Genomic DNA, 24,724 nt, shown 5'->3' on the forward strand with positions numbered 1-24,724 from the left:
GTTAATCCTCACGGGAATGTCGGGCTTGACTGTGCCTGCCGCGCGCTATGTCTGTGGCTGCCAGCCCTTTGAAAAGTACAATCTTGGCTCTGGAAGGTGCATGTTCGACCAAGAAGCCGCGCTCCATACTGGCCCTGCATCCGGCGCCACGCCTCGCTTGTTGGGGTGAGTCGGACATCCAATAATAAGCAGGGCCATCCATGAAAAAGCCAAACCCGCTCCTCGAAGACCTCAAGTCCGTGTTGCCGACCATCGCCGCCAATGCCTTGCAGGCTGAGCAGGACCGCAAAGTACCCGCGCAGAACATTGCGCTGCTCAAAGGCATCGGCTTGCACCGTGCGTTCCAACCCAAGGCGTTCGGTGGCATGGAGTTGTCGCTGCCACAGTTTGCCGACTGCATTGCCTTGCTCGCCGGCGCGTGTGCCAGCACTGCCTGGGCCATGAGTTTGCTGTGTACCCACAGTCACCAGTTGGCACTGTTCTCGGCTCAATTGCAGCAGGAAGTCTGGGGCGACGACCCGAACGCCACCGCCAGCAGCAGCATCGCGCCGTTCGGGCGCACCGAGGCGGTCGAGGGTGGAGTGTTGTTCAGCGGCGAGATGGGCTGGAGCAGCGGCTGTGACCACGCCGAATGGGCGATTGTCGGGTTCCGTCGGCCCAATGCCGAAGGCACTCAGGATTACTGCTTCGCGGTGCTGCCGCGCAGCGACTATCAGATCCGCGATGACTGGTTTGCGGCGGGCATGAAAGGCAGTGGCACCAAGACCTTGATCATCGACAAGGCCTGGGTGCCGGAGCACCGTATCCAGAAGGCCAAGGACATGATGGAAGGCAAGTCCGCAGGCTTTGGCTTGTACCCCGACAGCAAGGTGTTCTACTCGCCGTACCGTCCCTATTTCGCCAGCGGTTTTTCCACGGTGAGCCTGGGCGTCGCCGAGCGCATGCTGGAGGTCTTTCGCGAAAAGACCAAGACGCGGGTGCGTGCCTACACCGGTGCGGCGGTCGGTGCGGCCACCCCGGCGTTGATGCGGCTGGCCGAATCGACGCATCAGGTGGGCGCTGCGCGGGCCTTTCTGGAAAAGACCTGGGCCGAGCATGCCGAGCACAGTGAACAGCAGCGCTACCCCAGCCGTGAAACCCTGGCGTTCTGGCGCACCAACCAGGCGTACGCCACCAAGATGTGCATCCAGGCAGTGGACCGCCTGTTCGAGGCTGCCGGCGGCAATGCCTGGTTCGAACACAACGAGATGCAGCGCCTGTTTCGCGATTCGCACATGACCGGTGCCCATGCCTACACCGACTACGACGTCTGTGCGCAGATCCTCGGTCGCGAGCTGATGGGCCTGGAACCCGATCCGAGCATGATCTGAACCCGTTTTTGATAACAACAATCAGGGCTGCGCCTGACGCAGCCCGGGAGTCTTGCATGTCTGAATCGACCTTCGACCCACGGGCCTTTCGTCGCGCCCTGGGCAACTTTGCCACGGGCGTGACCGTGGTCACCGCCGCCGACGCTTGCGGGCGCAAGGTGGGCGTTACCGCCAACAGTTTCAACTCGGTGTCCCTCGACCCGCCGCTGGTGTTGTGGAGCATCGACAAACGCTCCAACAGCCATGAAGTGTTCGCGCAGGCCAGCCATTTTGCGGTCAACGTGCTGGCGGCGGACCAGATCGACCTGTCGAACACCTTTGCCCGGCCCAAGGACGATCGCTTCGCCGAGATCGAGTACGAACCGGGGGAGGGCGGAGCGCCGGTGTTCGCCGATTGCTCGGCGCGGTTTCACTGTGAGCATTACCAGCAGGTGGACGGTGGCGACCACTGGATCATGATCGGCAAGGTGGTGGCCTTCGACGATTTCGGCCGTGCGCCGTTGCTCTACCATCAAGGCGCCTACTCAATGGTCCTGCCCCATACGCGCATGACCAAACGTGACGACAGCCAACCGCCGAGCAGTCATTTCCAGGGGCGCTTGAGCCACAACCTTTACTACTTGATGACCCAGGCGGTGCGCGCGTATCAATCCAGCTATCAGCCCCGGCAACTGTCCACCGGCCTGCGCACCAACGAGGCGCGGATGCTCATGGTGCTGGAGAATGATGCGCGCCTGAGCGCCAGCGACCTGCTGCGGGAAGTGGCGATGCCGGTACGGGAAATCGATGATGCGGTGGCGAACCTCAAGCGCAAGGGGCTGGTCGACGACGATGAACAGGGCGTGCGCCTGACGGCGGCCGGCGTCGAGCAGACCGAAGCCCTCTGGGCGATTGCACGGGAACAGCAGGAGAAGGTGTTCGCTGCGTTCAGCCAGGACCAGATCGACACGTTCAAGGGGGTGTTGAAGCAGTTGATCAGCCAGTGCTGATGAGCGGGTGAGCAGTTCACCGGTCTAGCAGACACAGCCAAACTAAATGTGGGAGGGGGCTTGCCCTCTCCCACATTTAGTTTGGCGTTGCGTGTGGCAGCCAGGCGCAAGTCGCCTTGCAGGCTCGTACAAGCAATCACGGTCGGTTTGCGATCAGATCCAGGGTTTCGACCCGATGCGCAAAGGACAGACCGATGTTCTTCAAGAAAAAAAAGCTGATGCAGGACCTCGCGGAGTCTCTCACGCAACAGCTCGCTCAACAGCGTTCCCAGGCGGACCACCAACGGCTGCTGGCCGAGGCCGCCGCCACGGACCAGGCCGCTCGACAAGCCCTCAGCGAGCAGACCCTGGAAACCCTTCGCCACCAACTGGAGCAGGCCCGACAGCATGAGGCTGCACTGGGTACCGAATTGCACCAGTACCAGCGGCTGTGCGAGCAGCATCAACAGGAGACGCAGATCTGGGAACTGTTGCTCTCAACCATGACCGAAGGCTGCTGGGACATCACGGTGGTCAACGGTGACGTGCAGAACCCCGGCAGCCAGATGCGGATTTTCAATCAGTTCCGCCTGCTCCTCGGCTATGCCCCTCATGAGTTGCCCGACGGCTGGGACGCCCAGGTGAGCGTCACCCATCCCGAGGATTTACCCAAGATCATGGCGATCTTCGACCGGGAAATCCTCGCGCCCCGTGGCAGCGGCGAGTACGTATTTGAATACCGGATGCGCCACAAGACCCGTGACTATATCTGGTGCCGCGAACGCGGCAGGGCAGTGCGGGATGCACAGGGATGTTTGACGCGGGTAATCGGTGCGGTACGGGACATCAGTGACGAGCAGTCGGCCAAGACCACCCACCGTCAGTTGCTTGAGCACAATCAGGCGACGTACGGCCAGATCGCCACGGTGGTGAGTGTGATCAAGGGCATCGCCGACCAGACCAACCTGCTGGCCTTGAACGCCGCCATTGAAGCGGCGCGGGCGGGTGAGGTGGGCCGGGGGTTTTCGGTGGTGGCCGATGAGGTGCGCAAGCTGGCGGAAAACACCCGCCAGGCGACTCATCAGATTCAGACAATGCTGCACCAGCACAAATCGTAAAGCGCGTGAGGAGCTGCGCCGGGCAGCTCCTGCAGGCAGTCAGAAGGGCACGGCGACGGTCAGTTGGCTGTAGAGGTTGGTGCCGTTGCCGCCCACTTGGTTACCGCCGCTGTCGGCACTCTTTTTCGGTTGGTAGATGCCCACCAGCGGGCTGATGATCAGGTGGCTGTTGACCGCCCATTCGGCGTAGAGGTCCAGCTCCCGGGCGTCCAGGTTCAGCGCATCGTGTTTGCGCAGGGTATTGAAGTCGAAATACAGCGCGGCAATCGTCAGGTTTTCCAACGGGGTGGCCTTGAGGCCGACATGGTGGATCCCCGTGTTGCTGTTGAATGGGCCCGCGTAATTGCCCGCCACCTCACCCTGCACCCAGGTGCCGTAGCCGGTGCTGAGCCCGGTGAACAGCGGGTCCCAGTTTTGTGAGTAACGGGTGTAGCGGTAGGTCAGCTTCGGCGCCCAGCTGGCGTCGGCAAAGGTGTAGCCGGCTTCGCCGTACCAGGCTTTCTGCGCCGCGGCGTCTTTGTCCTGCCAGGCGTATTCGAAGGCGAAACTGGCGTTTTCGATGCCCGCGCTGCCTTCGCCGCGCAGGCTGTAGGTATCCAGGCCGTCACGCTGTTTTTGAAAATCGTTTGCCCATTGGTTGGTGACACCAATGCCGTGAACCCAGGTCAACCCCAGCGTACCGGCCGCAGCCGTGTAGTCGAGGGTGCCCGCTGCCAGCTCGGTTTCTGCCTGGGCGCGGTTGTCCGATTTGAGCCATAGCACCGAACCATGCACGCCGTCCTGGCCGCCCAGGCGCAGCACCGCCGTACGGTCAAAGGCGTGCCGCGCCCCGAGGTAGAAGCCGCCACCGCGATTCAGCGTACCGTCAGCCGGGCCCTTGCCCAGGTTGGGGCCGTCGTCGTTGATCAGGAAGCCGCGCCCGAGCTTGACCACCTGGCGACCGACGGAAAAATCCACGCCGTCCTTGCCCAGCGCCGGGAACAACTCGGCCGAGCGCCACCCGAGGTAGGCGTCTTCAATTTTGGTGGTGCGTTCCGACCCCACGGTATTGCCCCCGGCGTCGCCGTCGCCCCAGGTGCCGGAGCTGACCCAATTGAGTGCGCCATACGCCGTGCCGTTCCCGGCCAGGCCCTGATCGCCGCTCACTCCGTACTTGATTAAGCCTTCGCGCCAGCTCGAGCCGCCCGGTGTGCCGTCATAGTTGTGGCGGCTGTTGAGCATCCCGTAGACCGCCAGGAAATCCGCGTTGAGGTGGGTGTCATCGTCGGCGTAAAGTTCATACGCCTGGACCGATGAGTGAGTGATCAAGAGGGCTATGCCCAGGCCGACGGCCAAGGACTGCGTGTGCGGTTTCAGTCTGTGCTCCATTGTTATATTCCCCAGCATGGTTAGGACGAGGGCGCATTAAGGTGACCGGGGGCGGGCTAAGTCTTTGCCCTGCGTGCCACGTATTTGACCCTGTCCGCCAAGCCGCATGCCTTGGCAGGCAGCAACAAAATTGACGGCAGACACGGGCAAGACGCCCGGCGCGCTCAAGGCGCACAGTGATTTCGCTCGAGGCCGTTTCGATCAAGGACTGGCTGGGGAGGGCGTTATCGCCGGCTCCTTGTACGGCTCGATGCATCCACTAAGAAATCCGCTTTCGAGGATCCGCACCATGTCGATCAATGACCGGCTCACGCAGCATTTGAAACGAGGCAGCGTCGGCTTTCCGACCGCGCTGGCCAGCACCATTGGCCTGATCATGGCCAGCCCGGTGATTCTCACCGCCACCATGGGTTTCGGCATCGGCGGCAGCGCCTTCGCGGTGGCCATGCTGATCGCCGTGGTGATGATGCTGGCCCAGGCGACCACCTTTGCCGAGGCGGCCTCGATTCTGCCGACCACCGGCTCGGTCTACGACTACATCAACTGCGGCATGGGCCGTTTTTTTGCGATCACCGGCACGTTGTCCGCGTACCTGATCGTGCATGTGTTTGCGGGTACGGCCGAGACCATTCTGTCCGGGGTGATGGCGCTGGTGAACTTCGAGCACCTCAATACCCTGGCGGAATCGGCCGGCGGTTCCTGGTTGCTGGGTGTCGGGTTCGTCGTGGTGTTCGGCATCCTCAATGCCTTTGGCGTCAGCGCTTTCGGCCGGGCCGAGATCATCCTGACGTTCGGCATGTGGACCACACTGATGGTGTTTGGCGTGATGGGCCTGATTGCGGCACCGGCGGTGCAGCTGGAGGGCTGGTTCGGCGTGTCGCTGGTGGGCACCGACCTGATCACCATTCTGTCGCTGGTGGGCATGGCGATGTTCATGTTCGTTGGCTGCGAGTTCGTCACGCCGTTGGCGCCGGACCTGCGCAACTCGGCCAAGGTTATGCCCAAGGCGATGATTTTCGGCTTGTTGAGCGTGGCGACCTGCATGTTCATCTATGGCGCGGCGATGAAACGCCAGGTCGAAAACGTGTTGCTGGATGCCGCCACGGGCGTGCATCTGCTCGATACGCCCATGGCGATTCCCCGGTTTGCCGAGCAGGTCATGGGGCAGGTCGGCCCGCTGTGGCTGGGCATCGGCTTTCTGTTTGCCGGTGCCGCCACCATCAACACGTTGATGGCGGGTGTGCCACGGATTCTGTACGGCATGGCCGTGGACGGTGCGTTGCCCAAGGTATTCACCTACCTGCACCCGCGCTTCAAGACGCCGCTGTTGTGCATCCTGGTGGCAATGCTGATCCCGTGCCTGTATGCCCTGTGGTTGGGCGGCAACACTGACAACATCATGCACCTGGTGCTGGCGGCGGTATGTGCGTGGAGTTTTTCCTACCTGCTGGTGACGTTGTCGGTGGTGATCCTGCGCATTCGTCGTCCTGACTTGCCACGGGCCTATCGCTCACCGTTTTTCCCGTTGCCGCAGATCCTGTCCAGCGTTGGCATCTTGCTGGGCATGTGGTTCATCACGCCACCGGGCATGAACCCCGCCGACATCTACGTGCCGTTTGGCGTGATGCTTGGCATCACCGCCACCTACGCCCTGTTCTGGACACTGGTGGTGCAGAAGGTCAATCCATTCAAGCCGGCTTGCGTTGAAGACGTACTGGCCAAGGAGTTTTCCCATGAGCCGGGCAACCCTCACAACCGCTATATCGAGCATGCTGCAAAAGCTGTCTGAGCTGTTCAGTGCCCAACGCGCGCCGGCTGGGTACCGGCCCGGCGTCACGCTGGAGTACCTGCGGCGCAACCTGGGCCTGGCGAGTTTCACCTCGACAGGGCAGAGCAGTGCGGTGTTTGAGCTGGACGATGACCTGCAGGTGACGGTTGCCGAGCGCACCGAAACGCAATTGCTGATGCACCTGGTCATGACCGAATTCGTGCTCAAGCTACCCGCTTCAGAGCAGGGCAATGCGCGCTTTGAACTGCACCACCGTGGGTCGATCCGGCGCACGGGGCTGGCGTGTCGGCAACGGGCTGGAGAGCCGGCGCTGCTGGCCAGGCTTGAGGCTGGGTTGACGCACGATGAGGCGCTGCATCAAGCGCTGATGGTGCTGGACTTCAAGCATTTGCGCATCGAACTGGGCAGCCAGCAATGGCAGGTTCGGCTTGAGCACATGGGCGGCAGCGAGGTGGTCAACCGTATGCCGGCGTTTCGTCGCTACATCGCCCTGAGCGGTCCGCAACGTGTGGCTTTGCTCGAAGTCCTGACCGGGTTGCGGCGAGTGCTGGGCGCATTCTGATTTTCGGCGACTTGGCATCATTACTGCTTCTACAGTCGGCACTACGTAGTTGTTGCGCCTATATAGATAACATGTTAACTATTGGCCGACAAAAACAAGAAGCCACTGTGGAGTTGCCATGAGCACCTATCAATCTGCGCACCCTGGATTGGACACCTGGACTCAGGATCTGCGAGCGGCCTGCGGCCATTTCGAGACGGAACTGGCCTTTAACCGTTCGCTGTTCATCGGTGAGGTGTCCACGCTGTCCCGGGGCTGCCTGTCACTGGCCTCCTTGCGCACCAATGCCGGCCTGATCAAGCGCGGACGGCCCAACGCCGATCACGACATCGACCAGCATTGTTTCCTCGTCAGCCAGCGCAGCGGCTACTGCCAGATCACCCAGAACGGCGAGGTCATCCAACTGGCCCCAGGTGACATGTTGCTGATGGACTCCACCGGCTCCATCGAGATCAGCCCGTTTGGCCTGATCGAGCATGCGTCGCTGTCGCTCTCGCGTAACGAAGTGTGCAAGCAACTGGGCAACGCCTCGAAAACCTTCGGCAAGATCTCGTCGAGCAAAGCCTGTGGGCGGATGCTCCATGTGTTGATGGACCAACTGTGCAGGGAAGGGCTGCAAGGCCAGGATTCGATGGAAGAAGCGCAGGCCCTGCAGGCGGCCTTTGTGTCTTTGCTGGGTTCGGCCTTTGACATGCAGGACACCCAGGGTGACAGCAGCGCATCGTTGCAAGGCAGCAACCTGCGCAGCTACGTGCAGAAAGTCATCGACGAGTCCCTGACCCAACCGGGCTTGAGCCCCGTGGGCCTGGCCAACCGGTTGAATATCTCGGTGCGGCATTTGTACCGCTTGTTCGAAGAGCAGGACGACAGCGTCTGCCGCTATATCCAGCGAGCACGGCTCAAGCGCAGTGCGGATGATCTGACCAACCCGTTTCTCAAGAGTGAGTCGATCACCTCGATCGCCTACAAGTGGGGCTTCACCGATTCAGCGCACTTCAGCCGTTCGTTCAAGAAACAATTCGAGCTGTCGCCCAAGGACTTTCGTTCGACCCACCTGCAGCAAGCGGTCGGTGCGGCATAGGTTCTGCGTCGATCAATGAAAGCGCTCAGCCTGTCGGCCAGTAACATTTGTGCGGTGGCGGTCGAACACTTCGCCGACCACGGCTACGACGCCTCGTCGCTGAGCGAAATCGCAGCCGGGGCGGGCATGCGCAAGGCCTCGTTGTATGCACACTTTGTGAGCAAGGATGCCCTGTTCCAGACGGTCTTCCAGATTGCCCTGGACCATGAGCATCAGCACATCGCGCGCTGTTTCCAGGAGGAGGCGGGGTACTCGGGGATGCCGGGGCACGTGCACCTTGAACGCTTGATCGGGCGCTACGAAGGCTCGGCGCACCTGCGTTTTCTATTGCGCACGGCGTACTTTCCGCCGGCGCAGATTCGCAGCGTCATCACCGCAGGGTTTGAGGGTTACCTGGCCTGCATACGCCAAGACTTTCAGGCGGCGGCGCAAGGTCGATACAGCACGGTACAGCCCGAGGCGCTTGAGGTGTTTGGTGACGCCTACCTGGGCATCGTCGACAGCCTGCATGTGGAGTTGATCTATTCGACCGCCGAGGGCTACGTCAGACGGCTTGCGGCGTTGTCGCGGGTGTTCAGTGATTCACTGTCGATGCTGGAAAGCGCCGAGCGCTATTGCACGCGGACATGATCAACAGGTAGGAGGGGCAAGCCCCTCCCATATTTGATTCGGCTGAGGTTATTTCACCTCGGGCAACGTCGACCCGCCATCCACCACGATGGTCTGCCCGGTGATGTAGGTCGCCAGGTCCGACGCCAGGAACAGCATCGCCCCGGCAATATCCTGAGCGGCACCGAGTCGTCCCAGGGGCACGCGGCTGGCAATATCGGCGTTGACGTCGTCGTCGCCCAGGTTGCTCATGGCCGGCGTAGCGATCATTCCTGGCTCCACGCCGTTGACGCGCACCTGGTAAGCCGCCAGTTCCAGCGCGGCATTGCGGATAAACCCGTTGACCCCGGCCTTTGACGCCGCGTAGTGGCTGAGCCCCGGATAGGCAACCCGTGGCCCTGTGACCGATGACGTGACCAGCACGCAGCCACCGCCTTGACGCTCAAACATCGGCAGCGCGGCCTGGGTCAGCCAGAACAGCGCCGAAAGGTTGACTGCCAGCGTGCGTTCCAGCACCGCAGGGGTGATCTGCGCAAAGGCGGTCAACGGGAAATAGCCGGCGTTGTGTACCACCACATCCAGCCGACCCCAGCCCTGGTCGATGCCCTTGATCACGTCGAACACGGCACTGGCGTCCGCCAGGTCAAGCGCGATGGCTTCGACCACGCAGCCTCGCGCACACAAGCCGTCGGCCAGTGCCTGGGCTTGTGCCAGGCGCAGGTCCGCGATCATCACCCGTGCACCACGCCAGGCGAACGCTTCGACGATGGCTTGGCCAATACCCTGGGCGCCGCCGGTGACCAGCACGGTTTTGCCGCTGAAATTCAAGTCTTCACGCATGGGCGCTCTCCAGATGGGCAAAGGCCAGCGTCGGCACATCGACGATGCTCGAACCGCCGTCGGCGACTACGCTTGCGCCGGTGATGATCGAGGCATCAGGGCTGGCGAGGAAGCGGCACACCTTGGCGATTTCGTCAGCACTGGCAGGCCGTCGCAACGGCACGTCGGCGCACACGCGGGCATAGGCTTGTGGCAGCGTGTCGCCATAGGCGTTCATCAACGGCTGCATTTCTTCATCGGCCATCGGCGTGGTAACCCACCCCGGACACACGGCATTGACTCGCACCCCGCGTGGCCCGTAGTCCCGTGCCAGGGAGCGATTGAGCCCGAGCAACGCATGCTTGGCGGTGGTGTAACCACAGACTTCAGGCCCGGCGGCGAGGGAAGCGATAGAGCCGAGCAGGACGATATTGCCGGCGCTTTCGATCAACAGTGGCAGGCAGGCACGGGCGCTGTAGAACGCGCTGTCCAGGTTGCTGCGCAGGGCCGCCTCCCAGGTAGCAGGGCGGGTCTGTGTGGCGCTGCCCACGCCATGCCCACCGGCGCAGGCTAGCAGCACATCGAGGCGACCAAAGCGCGCACGAATCTGCGTGATAAAACCTTCCCACGTGTCCGGGCAGGCCGCATCGCCGACCAGGATCAGCCCGCCGGTTTCCCCGGCAACGCGCTCCAGCGGCTCGCGACGCCGGCCGATCAAGACCAGGTTGGCGCCCTCGGCGGCGTACAGCCGGGCGCAGGCTGCACCGATGCCGGTGCCGGCACCGGTGATGACCACGGTACGAGGATCAGGCATCGGGATACTCCGTGCGGTTGAGCACTTGGCAGTAAGAGCTGATCGGGAAGTTCGACAGCGCATCGAAGGACGCACCGGCATAGCCGAAGATCTTGCCGTCGCTGCGGTGCTGTTGCAGGTCGATCAGTACCAGGCCCAGCGTCGGGATGATTTTTTCGCGCCAGACGAACAGGTACAGCTGATCGGCGATCTTGTAGTAGTGGCAGCGGTCGGTATCGCACAGGCCTTGCTCCACGCCCTTGAGGCACTGCCAGGCGTAGAACTGATCGTTCAGGTAGAGGTGCTCATAGACTTCGCTGGGGCTGTAGCGGTACAGGTTGCGCAAGCCGGTCAGTTCCTGGGTCGGCGCGTGGGGGCAATGGCCGGGCTGCCAGGGTTGGCCCAGGCTGCCGTGCAGGAAATCCACTTCAACCGAGGTCAGCGCCTTGCCCGCCAGGGCGCGGCTGTAGAGGCCTTCCTCGGTCTGCTCGCGACTGGGCATGCGCCCGATCACGGCGGTGAACGACGCCGTGGTGGTATCCAGCACCAGGCTGATCGACCAGGCCTGGCCGGCTTCGTGCTTGATGAAGTCGACCAGATACAGCCCTGGTCGCACCGAGGTGGCGCGGTACGCGGCCGAGCCGCTGGAATGGCCGTCAGTGGCGTGCCAGTGCAGCGCTTCGGTTTCAAAGCGGTGCTCGATTTGCCAGCCGTTGGCGAAATACAGGGTGAAGGTCTTGCTGTTGAGCTCGGCAAGGTTGGGCAGGATAAACGCCTCAGGGGCGAAACCGTCGGCGAGCGCGCCTACGGTGATCCAGTCGGATGGGTGGGTCATTGCATGGCTCCGGTGGGTGGAATGGACAACCCGGAGCATGGGGTGGAGCAGCGCGCCCGCCTATCAACCGAATGGTTGAGCCGGCGTCATAGAAACAGCGCAGCCACCAACTCGGTACGGCTGCTGACGCCCGCCTTGCGAAACAGGTGAATCAGGTGGGTCTTGATGGTGGGCAGGCCGACGTCCAGCTCCTGGGCCAGTTGCTTGTTGCTCGCGCCTTGGCGCAGCAACCAGGCGATCTGGCGCTCTTTGGGGGTGAACCCGGCCAGTGCGTCGTCACACGGCTGCATATTGGTCACCGCCAGTTGCAGCAAGGCCTGCAGGGCATTGAGTTGGGTCAGTTGGTCGAGGGTAAAGGCGCCCTGTGCCGCAGTGCGCAGCAACGAAATGGCGGCCTGGGGCTGGTCGGCACGATGGGCGACGATCTCTACCACATCGACCACACCGTAGCGCGCCAGAAAGTCGCGGTAGCGGCGGCTGTCACGCAGGGGCTGCCTGGCCATGGCCAAGCCCAGCGGCACCACGGCCAGCCCGGTGGACAGGCAATTGCGCGGCTGCAAGGGGTCGAATTGGCGGTAGTTGTCCAGGTAATCGCGGTGCATCTCGCCGCTCATGCCGTGCAGCCGGAAGTCGCGGGCTTGCAGCTGTCGGTCGACACAGTAGAACGCCGCCTGGCTGGCGGGCACGAGTTGGGTGAAAGCCTGCAGGCAGCGGCCGGCGACTTCCTGAGCGGGGAGGGCGTGCATGGTCGGTCACCTGCGCCGGAGAAAACGCTGCCGACCGCAGCCGGCAGGCAGAACCATCAGACAACCGCGAAATAGTGCTTCACAAAACTCTCGCTGACAATCTCCCACAGCACCGGGGTGCCCTTGGTCACGAACCAGCTGTCGCCGGCTTTGTAGCGGGTGCTCTGGCCGGTGCTTTCATCGGTCAATACCACCTCGCCGGTGACCACGGTGGCTTGTTCGGCGAACGGGTAGACCATCCGGAACTTGCCCTGGGTGGTACCGAAATAGGCACTGCTGACCGGATCGGTCGGTGCGCCAAAGGTCATTTTGCCGAAGGCTTTGACTTCACCTTCGAGGATCTCGGAGCCGAGGTCGGCAACCGTGCCCCAGGCATCGAGGTCGGCTAATTGGATATCTTTCTTGAGCGTCGTAACGGGCATGGCAGTTCTCCTGTGATGGATAGGGTGGGAATCAACGGCGGCCGTTGAAGTAACCCGACAATTGATGAAGGCTTTTGCCGGCGGTCAGCAGCAGTGGGCGGATATGATCCTTGCCCAGGATTTGCGCATGCTTGACCGAACTGATCAGGTCGTAGCGCGAGGAGCCCTCGCTCATGCCTTCGGCCAACACCTTGCAGATGATGTGGCTGGGCGTCACGCCAAAACCGGCGTAGCCCTGCACGTAGAACGCGTTGGGGCGACCGCTGAGGGTGCCGATCTGCGGAAACAGGTTGGCGCCGGTGGCCATGGGGCCGCCCCAGGCCAAGTCGATCTTCACGTCCTTGAGGTACGGGAAGATCTTGAGCATCAGGTTGCGGTTCCAGGCCTTGAGGTCCAGTGGGATGTGCTCGACGAACGGCGTGGCGGCACCAAACAGCAGGCGGTTCTCGTTGGTGACACGGTAGTAGTCGATCACCGGCCGAATATCGCTGTAGGCGCCGCGGATCGGGCTGATGCGCTGGATCATTTCGTCCGACAGCGGTTCGGTCATCAGCTGGAAGGCGTAGGTGTTGACGGTGGTCTTGTGCAGTTCGGGTTCGAGTTTGTTGAGGAAGCTGTCGCAGGCCCACAGCAACTTGGATGCCTTGACCGAGCCGCGTCCGGTGCGCACGGTGATGCGCTCGCCATAGCTGACCTCCAGCGCCGGGCTGTGCTCGAAGATGCGCACACCGTGGCCGGCCAGCGCCTTGGCTTCGCCCAGTAGCAGGTTGAGTGAGTGCACATGCCCGCCGCCCATGTGCAGCAACGCGCTGCTGTAGGCGTCGGAACCAATGATCTGCTTGACCTCGGAGCCGGCCATGAAACGGATTTCGTCCTTGGTATTGATCGACTTGAAGTCCTTCTCCCAGGCGCGCAGGGTTTTTTCCTGGCGGGCGTTGAAACCCATGTAGCCGTAGCCGTGGCAGAAGTCGGCGTCGATCGAATACTTGGCGATGCGATCCTTGATGATGCCGGCGCCCAGCTCGCTGATTTCAAAGATCTGGCGCAGGCCTTCGTCGCCGACTTGTTGCTTGATCTTCTCCAGGTCATGGCCGATCCCCGCCATGATCTGCCCGCCGTTGCGGCCCGTGCCACCAAAGCCCAGGTAGCGCGCTTCGAGCACCACAATATTGGTGATGCCTTTTTCAGCAAGCTCCAGGGCGGTGTTGATGCCGGAGAAACCGCCACCAATCACCACCACATCGGCTTCCACGTCCTGTTCGAGGGTCGGGAAGCTGAGGTTGTATTTCTTGGTTGCCGAGTAGTAGGTCGGCGTTTCGATATTGATCATGGCGCAGCCTGGAAAAGTGAAGGGGAACTCACTGCAGAGCCGACAAGAAGCTCTGTGCCTGTTGAGGTGTATTAACTGCCTTCCGAGCGGTAGGTGTCTTGATTCTGTGTGCCGTCGGTCTTGACCCTGGCTGCCACTCTCCACTACGAACCCGCCCAGGCGGTAAAGCTGCACACGGCGATCAGTCGCCGGTGTTAGAATGTTGTTAATCTGTTAACCAATTGCGACGCCTGTACCCATGCCCAAACCGCGCCAATCCTTGACCCTCACTTTGCTCCATGCGCGTGAAGCCGCCATGGGGTTTTTTCGTCCTTCGCTTAACCAACACGGTTTGACCGAACAGCAATGGCGGGTCATTCGCATCCTGAGCCAGCACGATGAGCTGGAGATTAATCGTTTGGCAGAGCTGGCGTGCATCCTCAAGCCGAGCATGACCGGGGTGCTGGTGCGCATGGAGGCGGCGGGCATGGTTGAACGGCGCAAGGCGCAACAGGATCAACGGCGCGTGCTGGTGCGGCTGGCGGAGAAAGGGCAGGCGTGTTTTGCCTCGATGAGCCAGTGCATGGAGGCCAATTATCAGCGTTTGCAGGCGGGCTTTGGCGAGGAGAAGTTGCAGACATTGCTGACCTTGCTCAATGAGCTCAAAACCCTGAAGCGCTGAGTGCAGTAGACCCTCACCAGGCAAGCGCCCGGTGCGGGCCAAGACGGTATCCGGGCACGGGGCGCATGGGGTTTTTTGATCGCTATCCCAATAGTCCTCAGTAGATTGCACCGGCTGCGCTGGCGGGTGCTGCCGAACCCTTGAACGCCGCCGCCAGGCTTTGCAGCCCACGCATGAGCACTGTGGTGTCCACGCCTACCGCGACGAACGCGGCACCCAACTCCAGATAACGCCGCGCCAACGCCTGATCGGCGCTGAGAATGCCGGCGGCCTTGCCCGCGCTGCGGATACGGGCAATGGCATCTTCAATCGCCGCCTGCACCTCGGGGTGCCCAGGGTTGCCGCGATAGCCCATGGATGCACTGAGGTCCGCCGGCCCGATAAACACACCATCGACGCCTTCTACCGCTGCAATCGCGTCCAGGTTGGCCAACCCTTCACGGCTTTCGATCTGCACCAGCAGGCACATCTGCGCATCGGCCTGGTCGAGATAACCGGCAATGCTGTTCCAGCGCGACGCCCGTGCCAACGCACTGCCGACCCCGCGCACGCCGTTGGGTGGGTAGTGAATCGCTTTGACCAGTTCCCGTGCCTGCGCGGCGCTTTCCACCATGGGCACCAGCAACGTCTGTACGCCGATGTCGAGCACTTGCTTGATCAGCGCAGTGTCGCCAATGACCGGACGAATCACCGGATGGCTGGAGTAGGGCGCCACGGCCTGGAGCTGGCCGAGCATGCCGCGCAGGTCGTTGGGCGCGTGTTCGCCGTCGATCAGCAGCCAGTCGAAGCCGGCGTTGGCGGCCAGTTCCGCGCAGTAGGCATCGGATAATCCCAGCCACAGGCCGATCTGGGCTTCACCGCTGCGCAGGCGCTGTTTGAAGGTGTTGATAGGCATATCCATCGAGCGATCTCCGGTTAAACGAAGCGGCAGGCAATCGAACCCAGCATGTCGTAGTCGACATGGAAGGTATCGCCAGGGTTGGCCGCCACTGGGCGGGTGAAGGAGCCGCCGAGGATGATTTGCCCGGGTTGCAGGGTCACGTCATAGGCGGACAGTTTGTTGGCGAGCCAGGCCACGCCCTTGGCCGGGTGATTGAGCACCGCGGCCGATACGCCGGACTCTTCGATCACGCCGTTGCGGTAGAGCACCGCGGGCACCTTGCGCAGGTCGATTTCGGTGGGGCGCACGGCGCGCCCACCCATGACCACGCCGGCGTTGGCGGCGTTGTCGGAGATGGTGTCGAACACCTTGCGGGTGGCGTTGGTGTGCGGGTCGACCTGCTGGATGCGTGCATCGATGATCTCCAGTGCCGGGATCACCCACTCGGTGGCGTCCAGTACATCGAACACCGTCACGTTGGGGCCTTTGAGCGGCTTGCCCAGGATGAACGCCAACTCCACTTCGACCCGCGGCACGATAAAGCGCTCGAAGGGAATGTCGGTGCCTTCGTCGAAGAACATGTCATCGAGCAGCGCACCGTAATCCGGCTCGGTGATGTTGGACGACACTTGCATGGCGCGGGAGGTCAGGCCGATCTTGTGGCCGACCAGCTTGCGCCCGTCCTTGATCTTTTGCGCAACCCAGGCGCGCTGGATGGCGTAGGCGTCTTCGAGGGTGATCGCTGGATGCTCCAGGGAAAACTGGCGTACCTGTTCCCGAGAGCGTTCGGCCTGGTCCAGGCGCGCGGCGGCTTGTTGGATGAGCTGTTGATCAAGCATGACAAGAATCTCTTAGTGAGGGTTGACGATGGCCGCCTGGGTGCGTAGCACCAGCAGGCCACCGAGGGCAATGAGCAGCGCCAGGGCGTAGAGGGCCAGGCTGGCGCTATGGGTGGTGTCGCGCACCCAACCGATCAGGTACGGCGCGAAAAAGGACGCGATGCTGCCAAAGGAACTGATCAAGGCAATACCGGCGGCCTGGGTGGTGTTGGACAGGAACGCCGGCGGCAACTGCCAGAACATCGGCAACGCGGCGCTGGCGCCCATGCCGGCGAGGATCAGGCCGCCCAGCACCAGCGCCGGGTTGGCGGGGGCGAGCCCGGCGATGGCAATGCCCGCCGCCGACATCAGCAAAGGCACGCACAGGTGCCAGCGGCGTTCACGCTGGCGATCCGACGAGCGCCCGCAGCCGATCATGAAAAAACAGCCGGCCAGGTACGGCACCGCGCTGAGCAACCCGACCTTGCCGTCGCTGCCGACGCCAGCGCCGTGGATCAGTGTCGGCATCCAGAACGCCAGGGTGTTGACTGCCAGCATCACCGCGAAATAGACCGCCACCAGCAGCCACACCTGGTGGTTACGCAAAATGGCCGAGAACGAGGTGATGGATTTGCGCTGTTCTTCGCTGTGCAGTTGCTCGCGCAGTTGTTGTTTTTGCCCAGGCGTGAGCCAGGTGACGGCTTCGAAACTGTCCGGCAGGCACTTGAGCACCACCAGCCCGAGCAGGATGACCGGCGTGCCCTCGATGACGAACATCCACTGCCAGCCACGCAGGCTGCCCAGGTCATGAAAGTGCTCAAGAATGCCGCCCGACAGCGGCCCGCCAACCACCCCGGCCATGGGCACCGCAATCGCAAACAAGGCGGTGACCTGGGCACGCCGACCGGCCGGGTACCAGCGGTTCAGGTAGACCAGGATGCCAGGGAAGAAACCCGCCTCGGCCACTCCGAGCAAAAAGCGCAGTACGTAGAAACCCGTGGCGCCGTCGACCATGAACATGCAGGTCGACAACGCGCCCCACACCACCATCAGCGTGGCGATCCAGCGCCTCGGACCGACGCGGTCCAGGGCCATGTTGCTCGGTACGCCGAACAACGCGTAAGCCACAAAGAACAGCCCGGCGCCGAACCCGTAGACCGTGTCGCTGAAATTCAGGTCGGCGCTCATCTGCATCTTGGCGAAGCCGATGTTGATGCGGTCGAGGTGGGCGAAGAGGTAGCAGATCAACAACAGCGGCATCAGCCGCCAGGTGATGGTGGCGTGGGTGCGGTCGCGGGCGACGCTGCCGAGGGGCTCGGCGGTTTGGGCTGTGCTCATGGTTTTATACTTTTTGTCTGAGAAGGCCGATGGGTTGAACGGGCGGTGCACGCTGCTTTTTGGCGCGGCACGCTCGTACCGGTAGTGGGCAGGGTCTGTTTAGCCGGGCTGCGCCTTGAGGAAGGCGTGCACGTTGTTTTGCTTGAAGTTGAGCTGTTCGTGCAGTTCGACCATTTCGAACGACAGGGCCAGCAGGCGTTGGGCCTGGAGCTGGGCGAAGTGTTCGGTGATCACGTCGAAGAGCTGTTCGGCGATTTGCTGGCGGGTCACCAGGTCGCGGCCGTGGCCGACCTTGAGCGTCATGTGCACGAAGGCGTAGTCATGCTTGCCGTCGGCCATGCGCCAGGTGTCCAGGCGCACGCCACGGCTGCGGATGCCGCCCAGCGGGAATACGCCGCTGTCGCCCAGGGTGGCGTGGACTTTTGCAAACAGGCCGGGCAGGTCTGCCTGCTGCTCGATGTTGTCGGTGTACTCAGCGATGAAGTGGGGCATGAACGGCTCCTTCAGACCGCACGGAGGGACCGTGCGGCCATAGGGTCAAACAGGGAAAATGGCGTTGATCTGCCCGGTGCCGGAGCTGCCGAACGGCGCGGTGATGATCTCGGCAGGCTTGTCGTAGTCCGGCCCGCCGAGCAGCCCAAGGAGCATCGCGGTGTCATGCATCTTGCCTTCGCCGAAACAGTGCTCGGCATAGTCCGGGAGCATGGCGCAGAACTCTTTCCAACGGCCCTGGCGCCACAGTTCCACCACATGCAGGTCGACTTGTTTGTCGAACTCACGTGTCCAGTTATGGATGTTGGCTTCGGCATTGCGGTCGTCGGAGAACCGGTGTGACAGCGAACCCGAGGCCAGCACCACGACTTTGCGGTCGCTCTTTTCGATGGCGCGGCGCACGGCGGCACCAAACGCGAAGCTGTCTTGCAGGCGATGCCAGGCGCACCAGGCAGCAATCGACACCACGTTGAGTTTTTGATCGTCCGGCACGCCCATGTGCATGTAGCGCATCGGCACCAATGTGCCGTATTCCAGCTCAAGGCTCGGGATGTTGTGGGCCAGGGTGCGTATGTCGGCCGCGTTGGCTTCGGCGGCGATCAGTTCGCCGAGCTCAGGGCAGCCGGGGTATTCGTAGTCCATGTTCTTGATGAAGTGCGGCAGCTCGTTGCTGGTGTAGGTGCCCTTGAAATGCTCGCCACTGTTGACGTGATAGGCGCTGTTGACCAGCCAGTGCACGTCGAACACCACGGCGGTGTCGGCGCCCAGTTCGCGGGCGCGGCGCCCGATCTCCTTGTGGCCGGCAATCGCCGCTTCACGGCAACCGTGGTGTTTGCCGGGCAGCTCCGACAAATACATCGAGGGTACGTGGCAGATTTTCGCTGCCAGGACGACTTCGCCCATGATGATGCTCCTGAAATTGTTGTTGTTGTCTTAGGGCGTTCTGGTGGTATTCAGACGCCCCAGCGCGGAATGTGATGACTGCCCATCGAGATACACACGTTCTTGATCTCGGCGAACACCTCGAAGCTGTACTGGCCGCCTTCACGGCCGGTGCCAGAGCCTTTCACCCCACCGAACGGCTGACGCAGGTCGCGCACGTTCTGGCTGTTGATGAACACCATGCCGGCTTCGATGCCATAGGCCAGACGATGCGCCTTGCCGATGTCCTGGGTCCAGATGTACGACGCCAGGCCATACTCGGTTTCGTTGGCCAGCTTGAGGGCTTGGGCTTCGTCCTTGAAGGGAATCAGGCACACCACCGGGCCGAAGATTTCTTCCTGGGCAATGCGCATGGTGTTGTTTACGTCGGCGAACACCGTCGGCTGGATGAACTGGCCTTTGCTCAAGTGCGCCGGCAAGTTGGCCGGACGCTCCAGGCCGCCGGCGAGGAGGGTGGCGCCTTCTTCGAGGCCGATCTTGATATAGCCGGTGACCTTGTCGTAGTGGGCCTGGGTGATCATCGAACCGACCTGGGTCTTCGGGTCTTGCGGGTCGCCGACGATCAAGCGTTTGGCGCGGGCGGCAAACTCGGCGACGAATTGCGGGTACACGCTTTCCTGGATAAAGATCCGGCTGCCGGCGGTGCAGCGTTCGCCGTTGAGGGAAAAAATCGTAAACAGCGCGGCGTCGAGGGCGCGTTCCAGGTCGGCGTCTTCGAAGATCAGCACCGGCGACTTGCCGCCCAGTTCCATGGAGTATTTTTTCAGGCCGGCGGTCTGCATGATCTTCTTGCCGGTGGCGGTGCCGCCGGTGAAGGAAATCGCGCGCACGTCCGGGTGGCGTACCAACGCATCACCGGCCGTGGCGCCGTAGCCCTGGATCACGTTCAACACGCCGTTGGGGATGCCGGCTTCAACGGCCAGGCGCCCGAGTTCGTTGGCGGTCAGTGGCGACAATTCAGACATCTTCAACACGGCGGTGTTGCCCAGCGCCAGGCACGGCGCGGTCTTCCAGGTGGCCGTCATGAACGGTACGTTCCACGGCGACACCAGCGCGCACACCCCCACCGGTTGGTACAGGGTGTAGTTGAGCATCTGGTCATCGACCGGGTAGCTGTGGCCGTCCATGCGTGTGCAGACTTCGGCGAAGAAGTCGAAGTTGTGCGACGCCCGTGGAATCAACACGTTTTTCGTCTGGTGGATCGGCAGGCCGGTGTCGAGGGTTTCCAGTTCGGCCAGGTGGGGCACGTTCTGTTCGATCAGTTCGCCAAGTTTGCGCATCAAGCGCGCACGTTCTTTCGCGGGTGTGCCCGCCCATTTCGGAAAGGCTTCCTTGGCCGCTGCCACGGCCTGGGCCACTTCTTCGGCGCCGCCGGCGGCCACTTCACCAATGGCGTCGCCGGTGGCCGGGTTGTAGTTGACGAACACGTCTTTGCTTTCGACCTCACGGCCGTTGATCCAATGTTTGATCATGCTGCTCAAGCCTCTTTACGGGCGCTGAAGAACGCCGCTTCGCTGACAATTCGGTTGACCAGGCGGCCGACGCCTTCGACTTCCACGATTACTTCATCGCCCGGCACCACATCGGCCAGGCCCTCGGGCGTGCCGGTGGCGATCATGTCGCCGGGCTGCAAGGTCATGAAGCTGGACAGGTATTCGATCAGGTAGGGAATGTCGAAGATCATGTCGCGGGTGCTGCCTTCCTGGCGCAGTTCACCGTTGATCCAGGTGCGCAGGGTCAGGTTGCTCGGGTCCGGCACATCGGCCACATCGACGATCCAGGGACCGACAGGTGTGGTGGCGTCGCGGTTTTTCACGCGCAGGTTGGGGCGGTAGTAGTTTTCCAGGTAGTCGCGGATCGCGTAGTCGTTGCACACCGTGTAGCCGGCCACGTAGTCCAGGGCGTCTGCGCGCTTGACGTTGCGTGCCGGCTTGCCGATGACGGCCACCAGTTCGCACTCGTAGTGCATGTAGGCGACGTTGTCCGGCCGCCAGGTCACTTGGTTATGGCCGGTGTAGGTGCCTGGTGACTTGATGAAGGCCAATGGCTCGGTGGGTGGCGTGAAGGCCAGCTCGGCGGCGTGATCGGCGTAGTTCAGGCCCAGGGCAAACATGCTGCCGGTGGCCGGTGGCAGCCACTGCACCTGGTCTTCTGCCAGCAGGCGGCCGTCAGCCAGGCGTACGGCGTTTTCAGCTTCGACCTGTACCGAATGGACTTCACCTTCAAAGCGAATACGGGCGTGTTTCATGAGAGCTCCTGCGCCTTGATGTGATTGACCAGGCGGCCCAGGCCGCTGATTTCAACGTCTACGGTGTCGCCCGGCTGCACATCGACGCGACCTTCCGGGGTGCCGGTGATCAGCACATCGCCCGCGTGCAGGGTCATGAATTCGCTGATCTCGGCGATCAGCAGTGCAATGTTGCGCACGAAGTTGGCCGTGGTGTTTTGCTGGCGAATCTCGCCGTTGACGTACAGGGTGATCGCGAGATTGTGCGGGTTCGAGACCTGCGCCGTGGGTATCAGCTCGGGCCCGATGGCGCAGAAACCATCGCGGCATTTGGCTTTGACGGCGGGGCGGTAGTAGCTGTCTTCCGGCAGGCTGAACTCATTGACGATGGTGTAGCCGGCCACGTAGTCGAGTGCGTTGGCCGCGCTGACACGACTGGCGCTCTTGCCCATCACTACCCCCAGGGCCGGGCCGGGTTGCAGGCGTTCGCCCTGGCCTGGGTGCACCACCGCGGCGCCATGCTGGTTGCGGGTGTTGGGCGTCTTGATAAACAGCACCGGCTTGAGCGGCGGCTTCTGATACGGCGGCTGTTCGAACTCGGCGAGGCGCTGTGTCAGCAACCCCTGGTAGTTCAGTGCCACACCAAAAAGGGTGCCGGTGGCGACGTCATGCAACGCACGGCTCATGCTTTCTCCTGGCAGAGCCACGGGGCCCTGTATTTCGTTAATGTGTTAACAGTTATAATTAAGATGTTAACTATCGTCAAGCGTGGCACACTCTCGATGCGGTGGTTGTGCTGCCCGATTCGGTGCAGGATGAACGTGGCTGTACCCCCGGCAACCAGAATAAAAACGAGTAGCGTGCGATGAGCGACCGACAACCCATCCCGAACATCAACATTGGCCAGGTGTATGACCAGCGCTACAGCGACGCGCAGGTCCATTACGACCGGTTGGCCAACCTGGCGGGTTTTTTCGGGCGCAATATGCCGGTGCACCGGCATGACCGGTTCTTCCAGGTTCACTACGTCAAAAGCGGCACGGTGCGGGTGTATCTGGACGACCTGCAGTACGTCGAGGGGGGGCCGATGTTCTTTCTCACGCCGCCCACCGTGCCGCATTCCTTTGTGACCGAGGCCGACAGCGACGGGCATGTGTTGACGGTGCGCCAGCAACTGGTCTGGCAACTGATCGATGCCGACCCCAGCCTGGCGCCGGCCGGTGCGCAACTGCCGGCCGCGTGTGTCGCGCTGGCGCAGTTGGGGCCGCATGACGCGAGTGAAATCCGCCGTCTGGATTTTCTGTTCGAGGCCCTCAGCGAAGAGGTCGACGCCCAGCGCCCAGGGCACACTGCGGCGCTGGAGAGCCTGACGCGCTTGATCATGATCAGCCTGTTGCGGTTGTGCTCGCACTCGCTGAAGGCCACGCCTGCGCGGCACGAAGACTTGAGGATCTTCCACCGTTTCAACGAGCTGATTGAAGCGCACTACCAGCAGCACTGGCCGTTGTCCCGCTATGCGCAAGGCATCGGGGTGACCGAGGCGCGGCTCAACGATGTGTGCCGGCGCATCGCCGACCTGCCGTCCAAACGCCTGATCCTGGAGCGCTTGATGCAAGAGGCCAAGCGCCTGCTGATGTTCACCGGCAGCTCCGCCAACGAGATCTGCTACCAGCTCGGGTTCAAGGACCCGGCTTATTTCAGCCGGTTTTTCCAGCGCTACGCACAGCTCACTCCGGGGGAGTACCGCCAGCGACAACTGGGCTTGCGTTAAGCCAGGCATGGGCCGTGCGCCTTGGTCTTGTTGATCTTGTACGGATCAGCATGACCAGCGCAGCGCTGCGACAGAATGGCTTTTACGCAGAACCGATTGCACTTTTCACAGGCTTGCACCTGCAGGCACGCGACACTAAGCTGCCGACTCGCCCCTCCAACTGGTGCCGCTATGGCCAACCCTCGACCTTCGCTGACCCTGACCTTGCTGCAAGCCCGTGAAGCCGCGATGGCTTTTTTCCGGCCCGCCCTGAACCAGCATGAGCTGACCGAACAGCAGTGGCGGGTGATTCGCATCCTGCGCCAGCAGGGTGAGCTCGAAAGCCATCAACTCGCCCAGCAGGCATGCATCCTCAAGCCGAGCATGACCGGGGTGTTGAGCCGCCTGGAACGCGATGGCCTGGTGCGTCGACACAAGTCCAGCCAGGATCAGCGGCGGGTCTTCGTCGCCCTTACCGAGCGTGGTCAACAGTGCTTTGTCTCCATGAGTGACGGCATGGAAAGCAACTACCAGAAAATCGAGGCGCAGTTTGGCGCCGAAAAAATGGAGCAACTGCTGGGCTTGCTCAACGAGCTGAAAAATATAAAACCTTGAAGGCTGTAATTTAATTAACAAGTAAACGTATTTGCCTCGGTTGGCGCCTCCCGCTATCCGTTTTCGGCACATATGCGCTGCACCACCTGAGTTCGGAATGGAACTTGCCTTGTATCTGACCGGTAAGCCTTGCAACTGAAAAAGGTTGGGTCAATGAACAACAATAATGGGCTGATGCCCGAGGCTCCGGTGGTTGTCCACTCGGCGCCACCCCTCCAGCGTTTTCTGACCAGCGACATCGATGAGCACGCCCGCAATATGCATGGCTGGCAGGTTCGCTACGATCAATTGTCTGCGGGGGCCTTTGAAGGGGAATTGGTGGCGTTCAGTTCGGACTGGATGCAACTGGCCCGCGACCGCTCTAACCAGGCCATGATAAAAAGTGGTATGGCCTGGAAAGGTGCAATCACCTTCAGCATTCCGTTGAGTGCCGATGGCCCGGTGTATTGCTCAGGGCATCCGATCCACGAGCCGAGCCTGTTGGTTGCCCACGGTGAAAATCTGCCCGAGTTGCACACGCCCCAGCATCTGGATCTGCTGAGCGTGGCCATTGAAGAGCACGCGCTGGAGCATGTGCTGGAGCGTCAGGGCAGTGAATTTCGAATTACCGATCTTCCCAAGTGTTACCGCTTGGGTAACTCGTCTGTGCAGCCTGAACTCGCGGCGTTGTTCGCAGAGCTGTCAGCCTGCGACCAGGCGCGGGATGCGCTGCTTGGGCACGACTCGATCCGGCGTGGCATACGGGATGCGGTGATGGTGCACGTGCTGGAGTTGATTGCACCGGACCAGGCACCCCCGCTCAACCCCACTGCCCGCAAACGAATGGTCGACCGCGCGCGGGAATACGCGCTGAGTCATCTCGACGAGCCGTTGTCGATCCTTGATCTGTGCAACCACATCGGCGCCAGCCGGCGCAAACTCCAATACTGTTTCCAGGAAACCCTGGGGATCAACCCTGTGGCTTATTTACGTGCATTGCGCCTCAATGCAGTGCGCCGTGAACTGCGAATGAGCCACCCATCCCAGGGTGTACAGGATGTGGCCGCACGCTGGGGCTTCTGGCATTTGAGCCGGTTCTCCGGAGACTACCGGACCCTGTTTGGCGAAACCCCCTCGCAGACGCTGCGCCGCACGCAACTCTGCTGAAAACGGATAACCCGCCCACGGTGCTCCTGCCTAGGATGACCCACA

Annotated in this window: 26 protein-coding genes; 11 read left to right on the forward strand and 15 right to left on the reverse strand. The window is 62.0% G+C overall.

Features of this window, described 5'->3' with window-relative positions; all coding sequences use genetic code 11:
• Window positions 1–200 precede the first annotated feature (200 nt).
• The 3 genes from PspS35_RS11485 to PspS35_RS30520 all read left to right on the forward strand — a co-directional run bounded on the left by PspS35_RS11485 (window position 201) and on the right by PspS35_RS30520 (window position 3,456).
• Window positions 201–1,370: a p-hydroxyphenylacetate 3-hydroxylase oxygenase component gene (locus tag PspS35_RS11485; RefSeq protein WP_159934502.1), complete on the forward strand. Its 1,170-nt coding sequence runs from the start codon at window positions 201–203 to the stop codon at window positions 1,368–1,370.
• Between the two features lie 56 nt (window positions 1,371–1,426).
• On the forward strand, window positions 1,427–2,359 hold the full coding sequence (locus PspS35_RS11490) for a p-hydroxyphenylacetate 3-hydroxylase reductase component (RefSeq protein ID WP_159934504.1): 933 nt from the start codon (window positions 1,427–1,429) through the stop codon (window positions 2,357–2,359).
• A 194-nt stretch (window positions 2,360–2,553) separates the two neighbouring features.
• Entirely contained in the window at window positions 2,554–3,456 is a 903-nt protein-coding gene (locus PspS35_RS30520; protein ID WP_159934506.1) for a methyl-accepting chemotaxis protein, read from the forward strand.
• Between the two features lie 39 nt (window positions 3,457–3,495).
• Here PspS35_RS30520 and PspS35_RS11500 read toward each other — a convergent pair whose 3' ends face one another.
• Window positions 3,496–4,824 (reverse strand): hypothetical protein, encoded by a 1,329-nt coding sequence (locus PspS35_RS11500; RefSeq protein ID WP_159934508.1) that lies wholly within the window; start codon window positions 4,822–4,824, stop codon window positions 3,496–3,498.
• A gap of 289 nt (window positions 4,825–5,113) precedes the next feature.
• On the opposite strand from PspS35_RS11500, the gene PspS35_RS11505 reads away from it, so the two are divergent.
• From PspS35_RS11505 to PspS35_RS11520, 4 genes are all read left to right on the forward strand, one after another.
• Window positions 5,114–6,613 (forward strand): APC family permease, encoded by a 1,500-nt coding sequence (locus tag PspS35_RS11505; RefSeq protein WP_159934510.1) that lies wholly within the window; start codon window positions 5,114–5,116, stop codon window positions 6,611–6,613.
• On the forward strand, window positions 6,594–7,175 hold the full coding sequence (locus PspS35_RS11510; protein WP_159938031.1) for a DUF3156 family protein: 582 nt from the start codon (window positions 6,594–6,596) through the stop codon (window positions 7,173–7,175). Before PspS35_RS11505 ends, PspS35_RS11510 begins: the two co-directional genes overlap by 20 nt.
• 118 nt (window positions 7,176–7,293) lie before the next feature.
• Complete coding sequence (gene feaR / locus PspS35_RS11515; protein WP_159934511.1) at window positions 7,294–8,256, forward strand: transcriptional regulator FeaR; 963 nt, start codon at window positions 7,294–7,296, stop codon at window positions 8,254–8,256.
• A gap of 15 nt (window positions 8,257–8,271) precedes the next feature.
• Window positions 8,272–8,886: a TetR/AcrR family transcriptional regulator gene (locus PspS35_RS11520; RefSeq protein WP_159934513.1), complete on the forward strand. Its 615-nt coding sequence runs from the start codon at window positions 8,272–8,274 to the stop codon at window positions 8,884–8,886.
• Window positions 8,887–8,934: 48 nt separating this feature from the next.
• Here PspS35_RS11520 and PspS35_RS11525 read toward each other — a convergent pair whose 3' ends face one another.
• The 6 genes from PspS35_RS11525 to PspS35_RS11550 all read right to left on the reverse strand — a co-directional run bounded on the left by PspS35_RS11525 (window position 8,935) and on the right by PspS35_RS11550 (window position 13,810).
• Entirely contained in the window at window positions 8,935–9,705 is a 771-nt protein-coding gene (locus PspS35_RS11525; RefSeq protein WP_159934515.1) for an SDR family oxidoreductase, read from the reverse strand.
• Window positions 9,698–10,498: an SDR family oxidoreductase gene (locus PspS35_RS11530; protein WP_159934517.1), complete on the reverse strand. Its 801-nt coding sequence runs from the start codon at window positions 10,496–10,498 to the stop codon at window positions 9,698–9,700. The genes PspS35_RS11525 and PspS35_RS11530 overlap by 8 nt, the downstream gene beginning before the upstream one ends.
• Window positions 10,491–11,312 carry a molybdenum cofactor biosynthesis F family protein gene (locus PspS35_RS11535; RefSeq protein WP_159934519.1) on the reverse strand — a complete coding sequence of 274 codons (822 nt, stop codon included), beginning with the start codon at window positions 11,310–11,312 and terminating at the stop codon, window positions 10,491–10,493. Before PspS35_RS11535 ends, PspS35_RS11530 begins: the two co-directional genes overlap by 8 nt.
• An 86-nt stretch (window positions 11,313–11,398) precedes the next feature.
• A complete protein-coding gene (locus PspS35_RS11540) occupies window positions 11,399–12,058 on the reverse strand; it encodes a LuxR C-terminal-related transcriptional regulator (RefSeq protein ID WP_159934521.1) in 660 nt (219 codons plus the stop codon).
• Between the two features lie 56 nt (window positions 12,059–12,114).
• The gene (locus tag PspS35_RS11545; protein WP_159934523.1) at window positions 12,115–12,480 is read right to left on the reverse strand and encodes a cupin domain-containing protein; all 366 of its coding nucleotides are present in this window, start codon (window positions 12,478–12,480) and stop codon (window positions 12,115–12,117) included.
• A gap of 31 nt (window positions 12,481–12,511) precedes the next feature.
• Window positions 12,512–13,810, reverse strand: a complete 1,299-nt coding sequence (locus tag PspS35_RS11550; protein WP_159934525.1) for an FAD-binding oxidoreductase — start codon at window positions 13,808–13,810, stop codon at window positions 12,512–12,514.
• Window positions 13,811–14,048: 238 nt separating this feature from the next.
• Between PspS35_RS11550 and hpaR (PspS35_RS11555) the strand changes: the two genes are divergently transcribed.
• A complete protein-coding gene (gene hpaR, locus PspS35_RS11555) occupies window positions 14,049–14,471 on the forward strand; it encodes a homoprotocatechuate degradation operon regulator HpaR (protein WP_099584498.1) in 423 nt (140 codons plus the stop codon).
• Window positions 14,472–14,568: 97 nt separating this feature from the next.
• On the opposite strand, the gene hpaI is transcribed toward hpaR (PspS35_RS11555), so the two are convergent.
• The 8 genes from hpaI to PspS35_RS11595 form a co-directional block, all read right to left on the reverse strand.
• Complete coding sequence (gene hpaI, locus PspS35_RS11560; protein WP_159934527.1) at window positions 14,569–15,372, reverse strand: 4-hydroxy-2-oxoheptanedioate aldolase; 804 nt, start codon at window positions 15,370–15,372, stop codon at window positions 14,569–14,571.
• A 14-nt stretch (window positions 15,373–15,386) separates the two neighbouring features.
• The gene (gene hpaH / locus PspS35_RS11565; RefSeq protein WP_159934529.1) at window positions 15,387–16,190 is read right to left on the reverse strand and encodes a 2-oxo-hept-4-ene-1,7-dioate hydratase; all 804 of its coding nucleotides are present in this window, start codon (window positions 16,188–16,190) and stop codon (window positions 15,387–15,389) included.
• Between the two features lie 12 nt (window positions 16,191–16,202).
• Window positions 16,203–17,507: an MFS transporter gene (locus tag PspS35_RS11570; RefSeq protein ID WP_159934531.1), complete on the reverse strand. Its 1,305-nt coding sequence runs from the start codon at window positions 17,505–17,507 to the stop codon at window positions 16,203–16,205.
• A gap of 99 nt (window positions 17,508–17,606) precedes the next feature.
• Window positions 17,607–17,999, reverse strand: coding sequence for a 5-carboxymethyl-2-hydroxymuconate isomerase (locus tag PspS35_RS11575; RefSeq protein ID WP_159934533.1), 393 nt, complete (start codon window positions 17,997–17,999; stop codon window positions 17,607–17,609).
• 45 nt (window positions 18,000–18,044) lie between these two features.
• Window positions 18,045–18,902: a 3,4-dihydroxyphenylacetate 2,3-dioxygenase gene (gene hpaD / locus PspS35_RS11580; protein ID WP_159934535.1), complete on the reverse strand. Its 858-nt coding sequence runs from the start codon at window positions 18,900–18,902 to the stop codon at window positions 18,045–18,047.
• Between the two features lie 50 nt (window positions 18,903–18,952).
• The gene (gene hpaE, locus PspS35_RS11585) at window positions 18,953–20,413 is read right to left on the reverse strand and encodes a 5-carboxymethyl-2-hydroxymuconate semialdehyde dehydrogenase (protein WP_159934537.1); all 1,461 of its coding nucleotides are present in this window, start codon (window positions 20,411–20,413) and stop codon (window positions 18,953–18,955) included.
• 5 nt (window positions 20,414–20,418) lie between these two features.
• Window positions 20,419–21,189: a fumarylacetoacetate hydrolase family protein gene (locus PspS35_RS11590; protein ID WP_159934539.1), complete on the reverse strand. Its 771-nt coding sequence runs from the start codon at window positions 21,187–21,189 to the stop codon at window positions 20,419–20,421.
• Entirely contained in the window at window positions 21,186–21,854 is a 669-nt protein-coding gene (locus PspS35_RS11595) for a fumarylacetoacetate hydrolase family protein (protein ID WP_159934541.1), read from the reverse strand. Before PspS35_RS11595 ends, PspS35_RS11590 begins: the two co-directional genes overlap by 4 nt.
• 179 nt (window positions 21,855–22,033) lie before the next feature.
• On the opposite strand from PspS35_RS11595, the gene hpaA reads away from it, so the two are divergent.
• From hpaA to PspS35_RS11610, 3 genes are all read left to right on the forward strand, one after another.
• Window positions 22,034–22,939 carry a 4-hydroxyphenylacetate catabolism regulatory protein HpaA gene (hpaA, locus tag PspS35_RS11600; protein ID WP_159934543.1) on the forward strand — a complete coding sequence of 302 codons (906 nt, stop codon included), beginning with the start codon at window positions 22,034–22,036 and terminating at the stop codon, window positions 22,937–22,939.
• A 171-nt stretch (window positions 22,940–23,110) separates the two neighbouring features.
• Window positions 23,111–23,533: a homoprotocatechuate degradation operon regulator HpaR gene (gene hpaR / locus PspS35_RS11605; protein ID WP_159934545.1), complete on the forward strand. Its 423-nt coding sequence runs from the start codon at window positions 23,111–23,113 to the stop codon at window positions 23,531–23,533.
• 153 nt (window positions 23,534–23,686) lie between these two features.
• Window positions 23,687–24,679 (forward strand): helix-turn-helix domain-containing protein, encoded by a 993-nt coding sequence (locus PspS35_RS11610; protein ID WP_159934547.1) that lies wholly within the window; start codon window positions 23,687–23,689, stop codon window positions 24,677–24,679.
• Window positions 24,680–24,724: the final 45 nt, after the last annotated feature.

Source organism: Pseudomonas sp. S35 (assembly GCF_009866765.1).
Classification (GTDB): domain Bacteria; phylum Pseudomonadota; class Gammaproteobacteria; order Pseudomonadales; family Pseudomonadaceae; genus Aquipseudomonas.

Excerpts from the sequence above, each read along its gene's own strand:
- PspS35_RS11485 (WP_159934502.1), top strand. The coding sequence starts at position 201 with ATGAAAAAGCCAAACCCGCTCCTCGAAGACCTCAAGTCCGTGTTGCCG.
- PspS35_RS11490 (WP_159934504.1), top strand. The coding sequence starts at position 1,427 with ATGTCTGAATCGACCTTCGACCCACGGGCCTTTCGTCGCGCCCTGGGC.
- PspS35_RS30520 (WP_159934506.1), top strand. The coding sequence starts at position 2,554 with ATGTTCTTCAAGAAAAAAAAGCTGATGCAGGACCTCGCGGAGTCTCTC.
- PspS35_RS11500 (WP_159934508.1), bottom strand. The coding sequence starts at position 4,824 with ATGGAGCACAGACTGAAACCGCACACGCAGTCCTTGGCCGTCGGCCTG.
- PspS35_RS11505 (WP_159934510.1), top strand. The coding sequence starts at position 5,114 with ATGTCGATCAATGACCGGCTCACGCAGCATTTGAAACGAGGCAGCGTC.
- PspS35_RS11510 (WP_159938031.1), top strand. The coding sequence starts at position 6,594 with ATGCTGCAAAAGCTGTCTGAGCTGTTCAGTGCCCAACGCGCGCCGGCT.
- feaR (WP_159934511.1), top strand. The coding sequence starts at position 7,294 with ATGAGCACCTATCAATCTGCGCACCCTGGATTGGACACCTGGACTCAG.
- PspS35_RS11520 (WP_159934513.1), top strand. The coding sequence starts at position 8,272 with ATGAAAGCGCTCAGCCTGTCGGCCAGTAACATTTGTGCGGTGGCGGTC.
- PspS35_RS11525 (WP_159934515.1), bottom strand. The coding sequence starts at position 9,705 with ATGCGTGAAGACTTGAATTTCAGCGGCAAAACCGTGCTGGTCACCGGC.
- PspS35_RS11530 (WP_159934517.1), bottom strand. The coding sequence starts at position 10,498 with ATGCCTGATCCTCGTACCGTGGTCATCACCGGTGCCGGCACCGGCATC.
- PspS35_RS11535 (WP_159934519.1), bottom strand. The coding sequence starts at position 11,312 with ATGACCCACCCATCCGACTGGATCACCGTAGGCGCGCTCGCCGACGGT.
- PspS35_RS11540 (WP_159934521.1), bottom strand. The coding sequence starts at position 12,058 with ATGCACGCCCTCCCCGCTCAGGAAGTCGCCGGCCGCTGCCTGCAGGCT.
- PspS35_RS11545 (WP_159934523.1), bottom strand. The coding sequence starts at position 12,480 with ATGCCCGTTACGACGCTCAAGAAAGATATCCAATTAGCCGACCTCGAT.
- PspS35_RS11550 (WP_159934525.1), bottom strand. The coding sequence starts at position 13,810 with ATGATCAATATCGAAACGCCGACCTACTACTCGGCAACCAAGAAATAC.
- hpaR (WP_099584498.1), top strand. The coding sequence starts at position 14,049 with ATGCCCAAACCGCGCCAATCCTTGACCCTCACTTTGCTCCATGCGCGT.
- hpaI (WP_159934527.1), bottom strand. The coding sequence starts at position 15,372 with ATGGATATGCCTATCAACACCTTCAAACAGCGCCTGCGCAGCGGTGAA.
- hpaH (WP_159934529.1), bottom strand. The coding sequence starts at position 16,190 with ATGCTTGATCAACAGCTCATCCAACAAGCCGCCGCGCGCCTGGACCAG.
- PspS35_RS11570 (WP_159934531.1), bottom strand. The coding sequence starts at position 17,507 with ATGAGCACAGCCCAAACCGCCGAGCCCCTCGGCAGCGTCGCCCGCGAC.
- PspS35_RS11575 (WP_159934533.1), bottom strand. The coding sequence starts at position 17,999 with ATGCCCCACTTCATCGCTGAGTACACCGACAACATCGAGCAGCAGGCA.
- hpaD (WP_159934535.1), bottom strand. The coding sequence starts at position 18,902 with ATGGGCGAAGTCGTCCTGGCAGCGAAAATCTGCCACGTACCCTCGATG.
- hpaE (WP_159934537.1), bottom strand. The coding sequence starts at position 20,413 with ATGATCAAACATTGGATCAACGGCCGTGAGGTCGAAAGCAAAGACGTG.
- PspS35_RS11590 (WP_159934539.1), bottom strand. The coding sequence starts at position 21,189 with ATGAAACACGCCCGTATTCGCTTTGAAGGTGAAGTCCATTCGGTACAG.
- PspS35_RS11595 (WP_159934541.1), bottom strand. The coding sequence starts at position 21,854 with ATGAGCCGTGCGTTGCATGACGTCGCCACCGGCACCCTTTTTGGTGTG.
- hpaA (WP_159934543.1), top strand. The coding sequence starts at position 22,034 with ATGAGCGACCGACAACCCATCCCGAACATCAACATTGGCCAGGTGTAT.
- hpaR (WP_159934545.1), top strand. The coding sequence starts at position 23,111 with ATGGCCAACCCTCGACCTTCGCTGACCCTGACCTTGCTGCAAGCCCGT.
- PspS35_RS11610 (WP_159934547.1), top strand. The coding sequence starts at position 23,687 with ATGAACAACAATAATGGGCTGATGCCCGAGGCTCCGGTGGTTGTCCAC.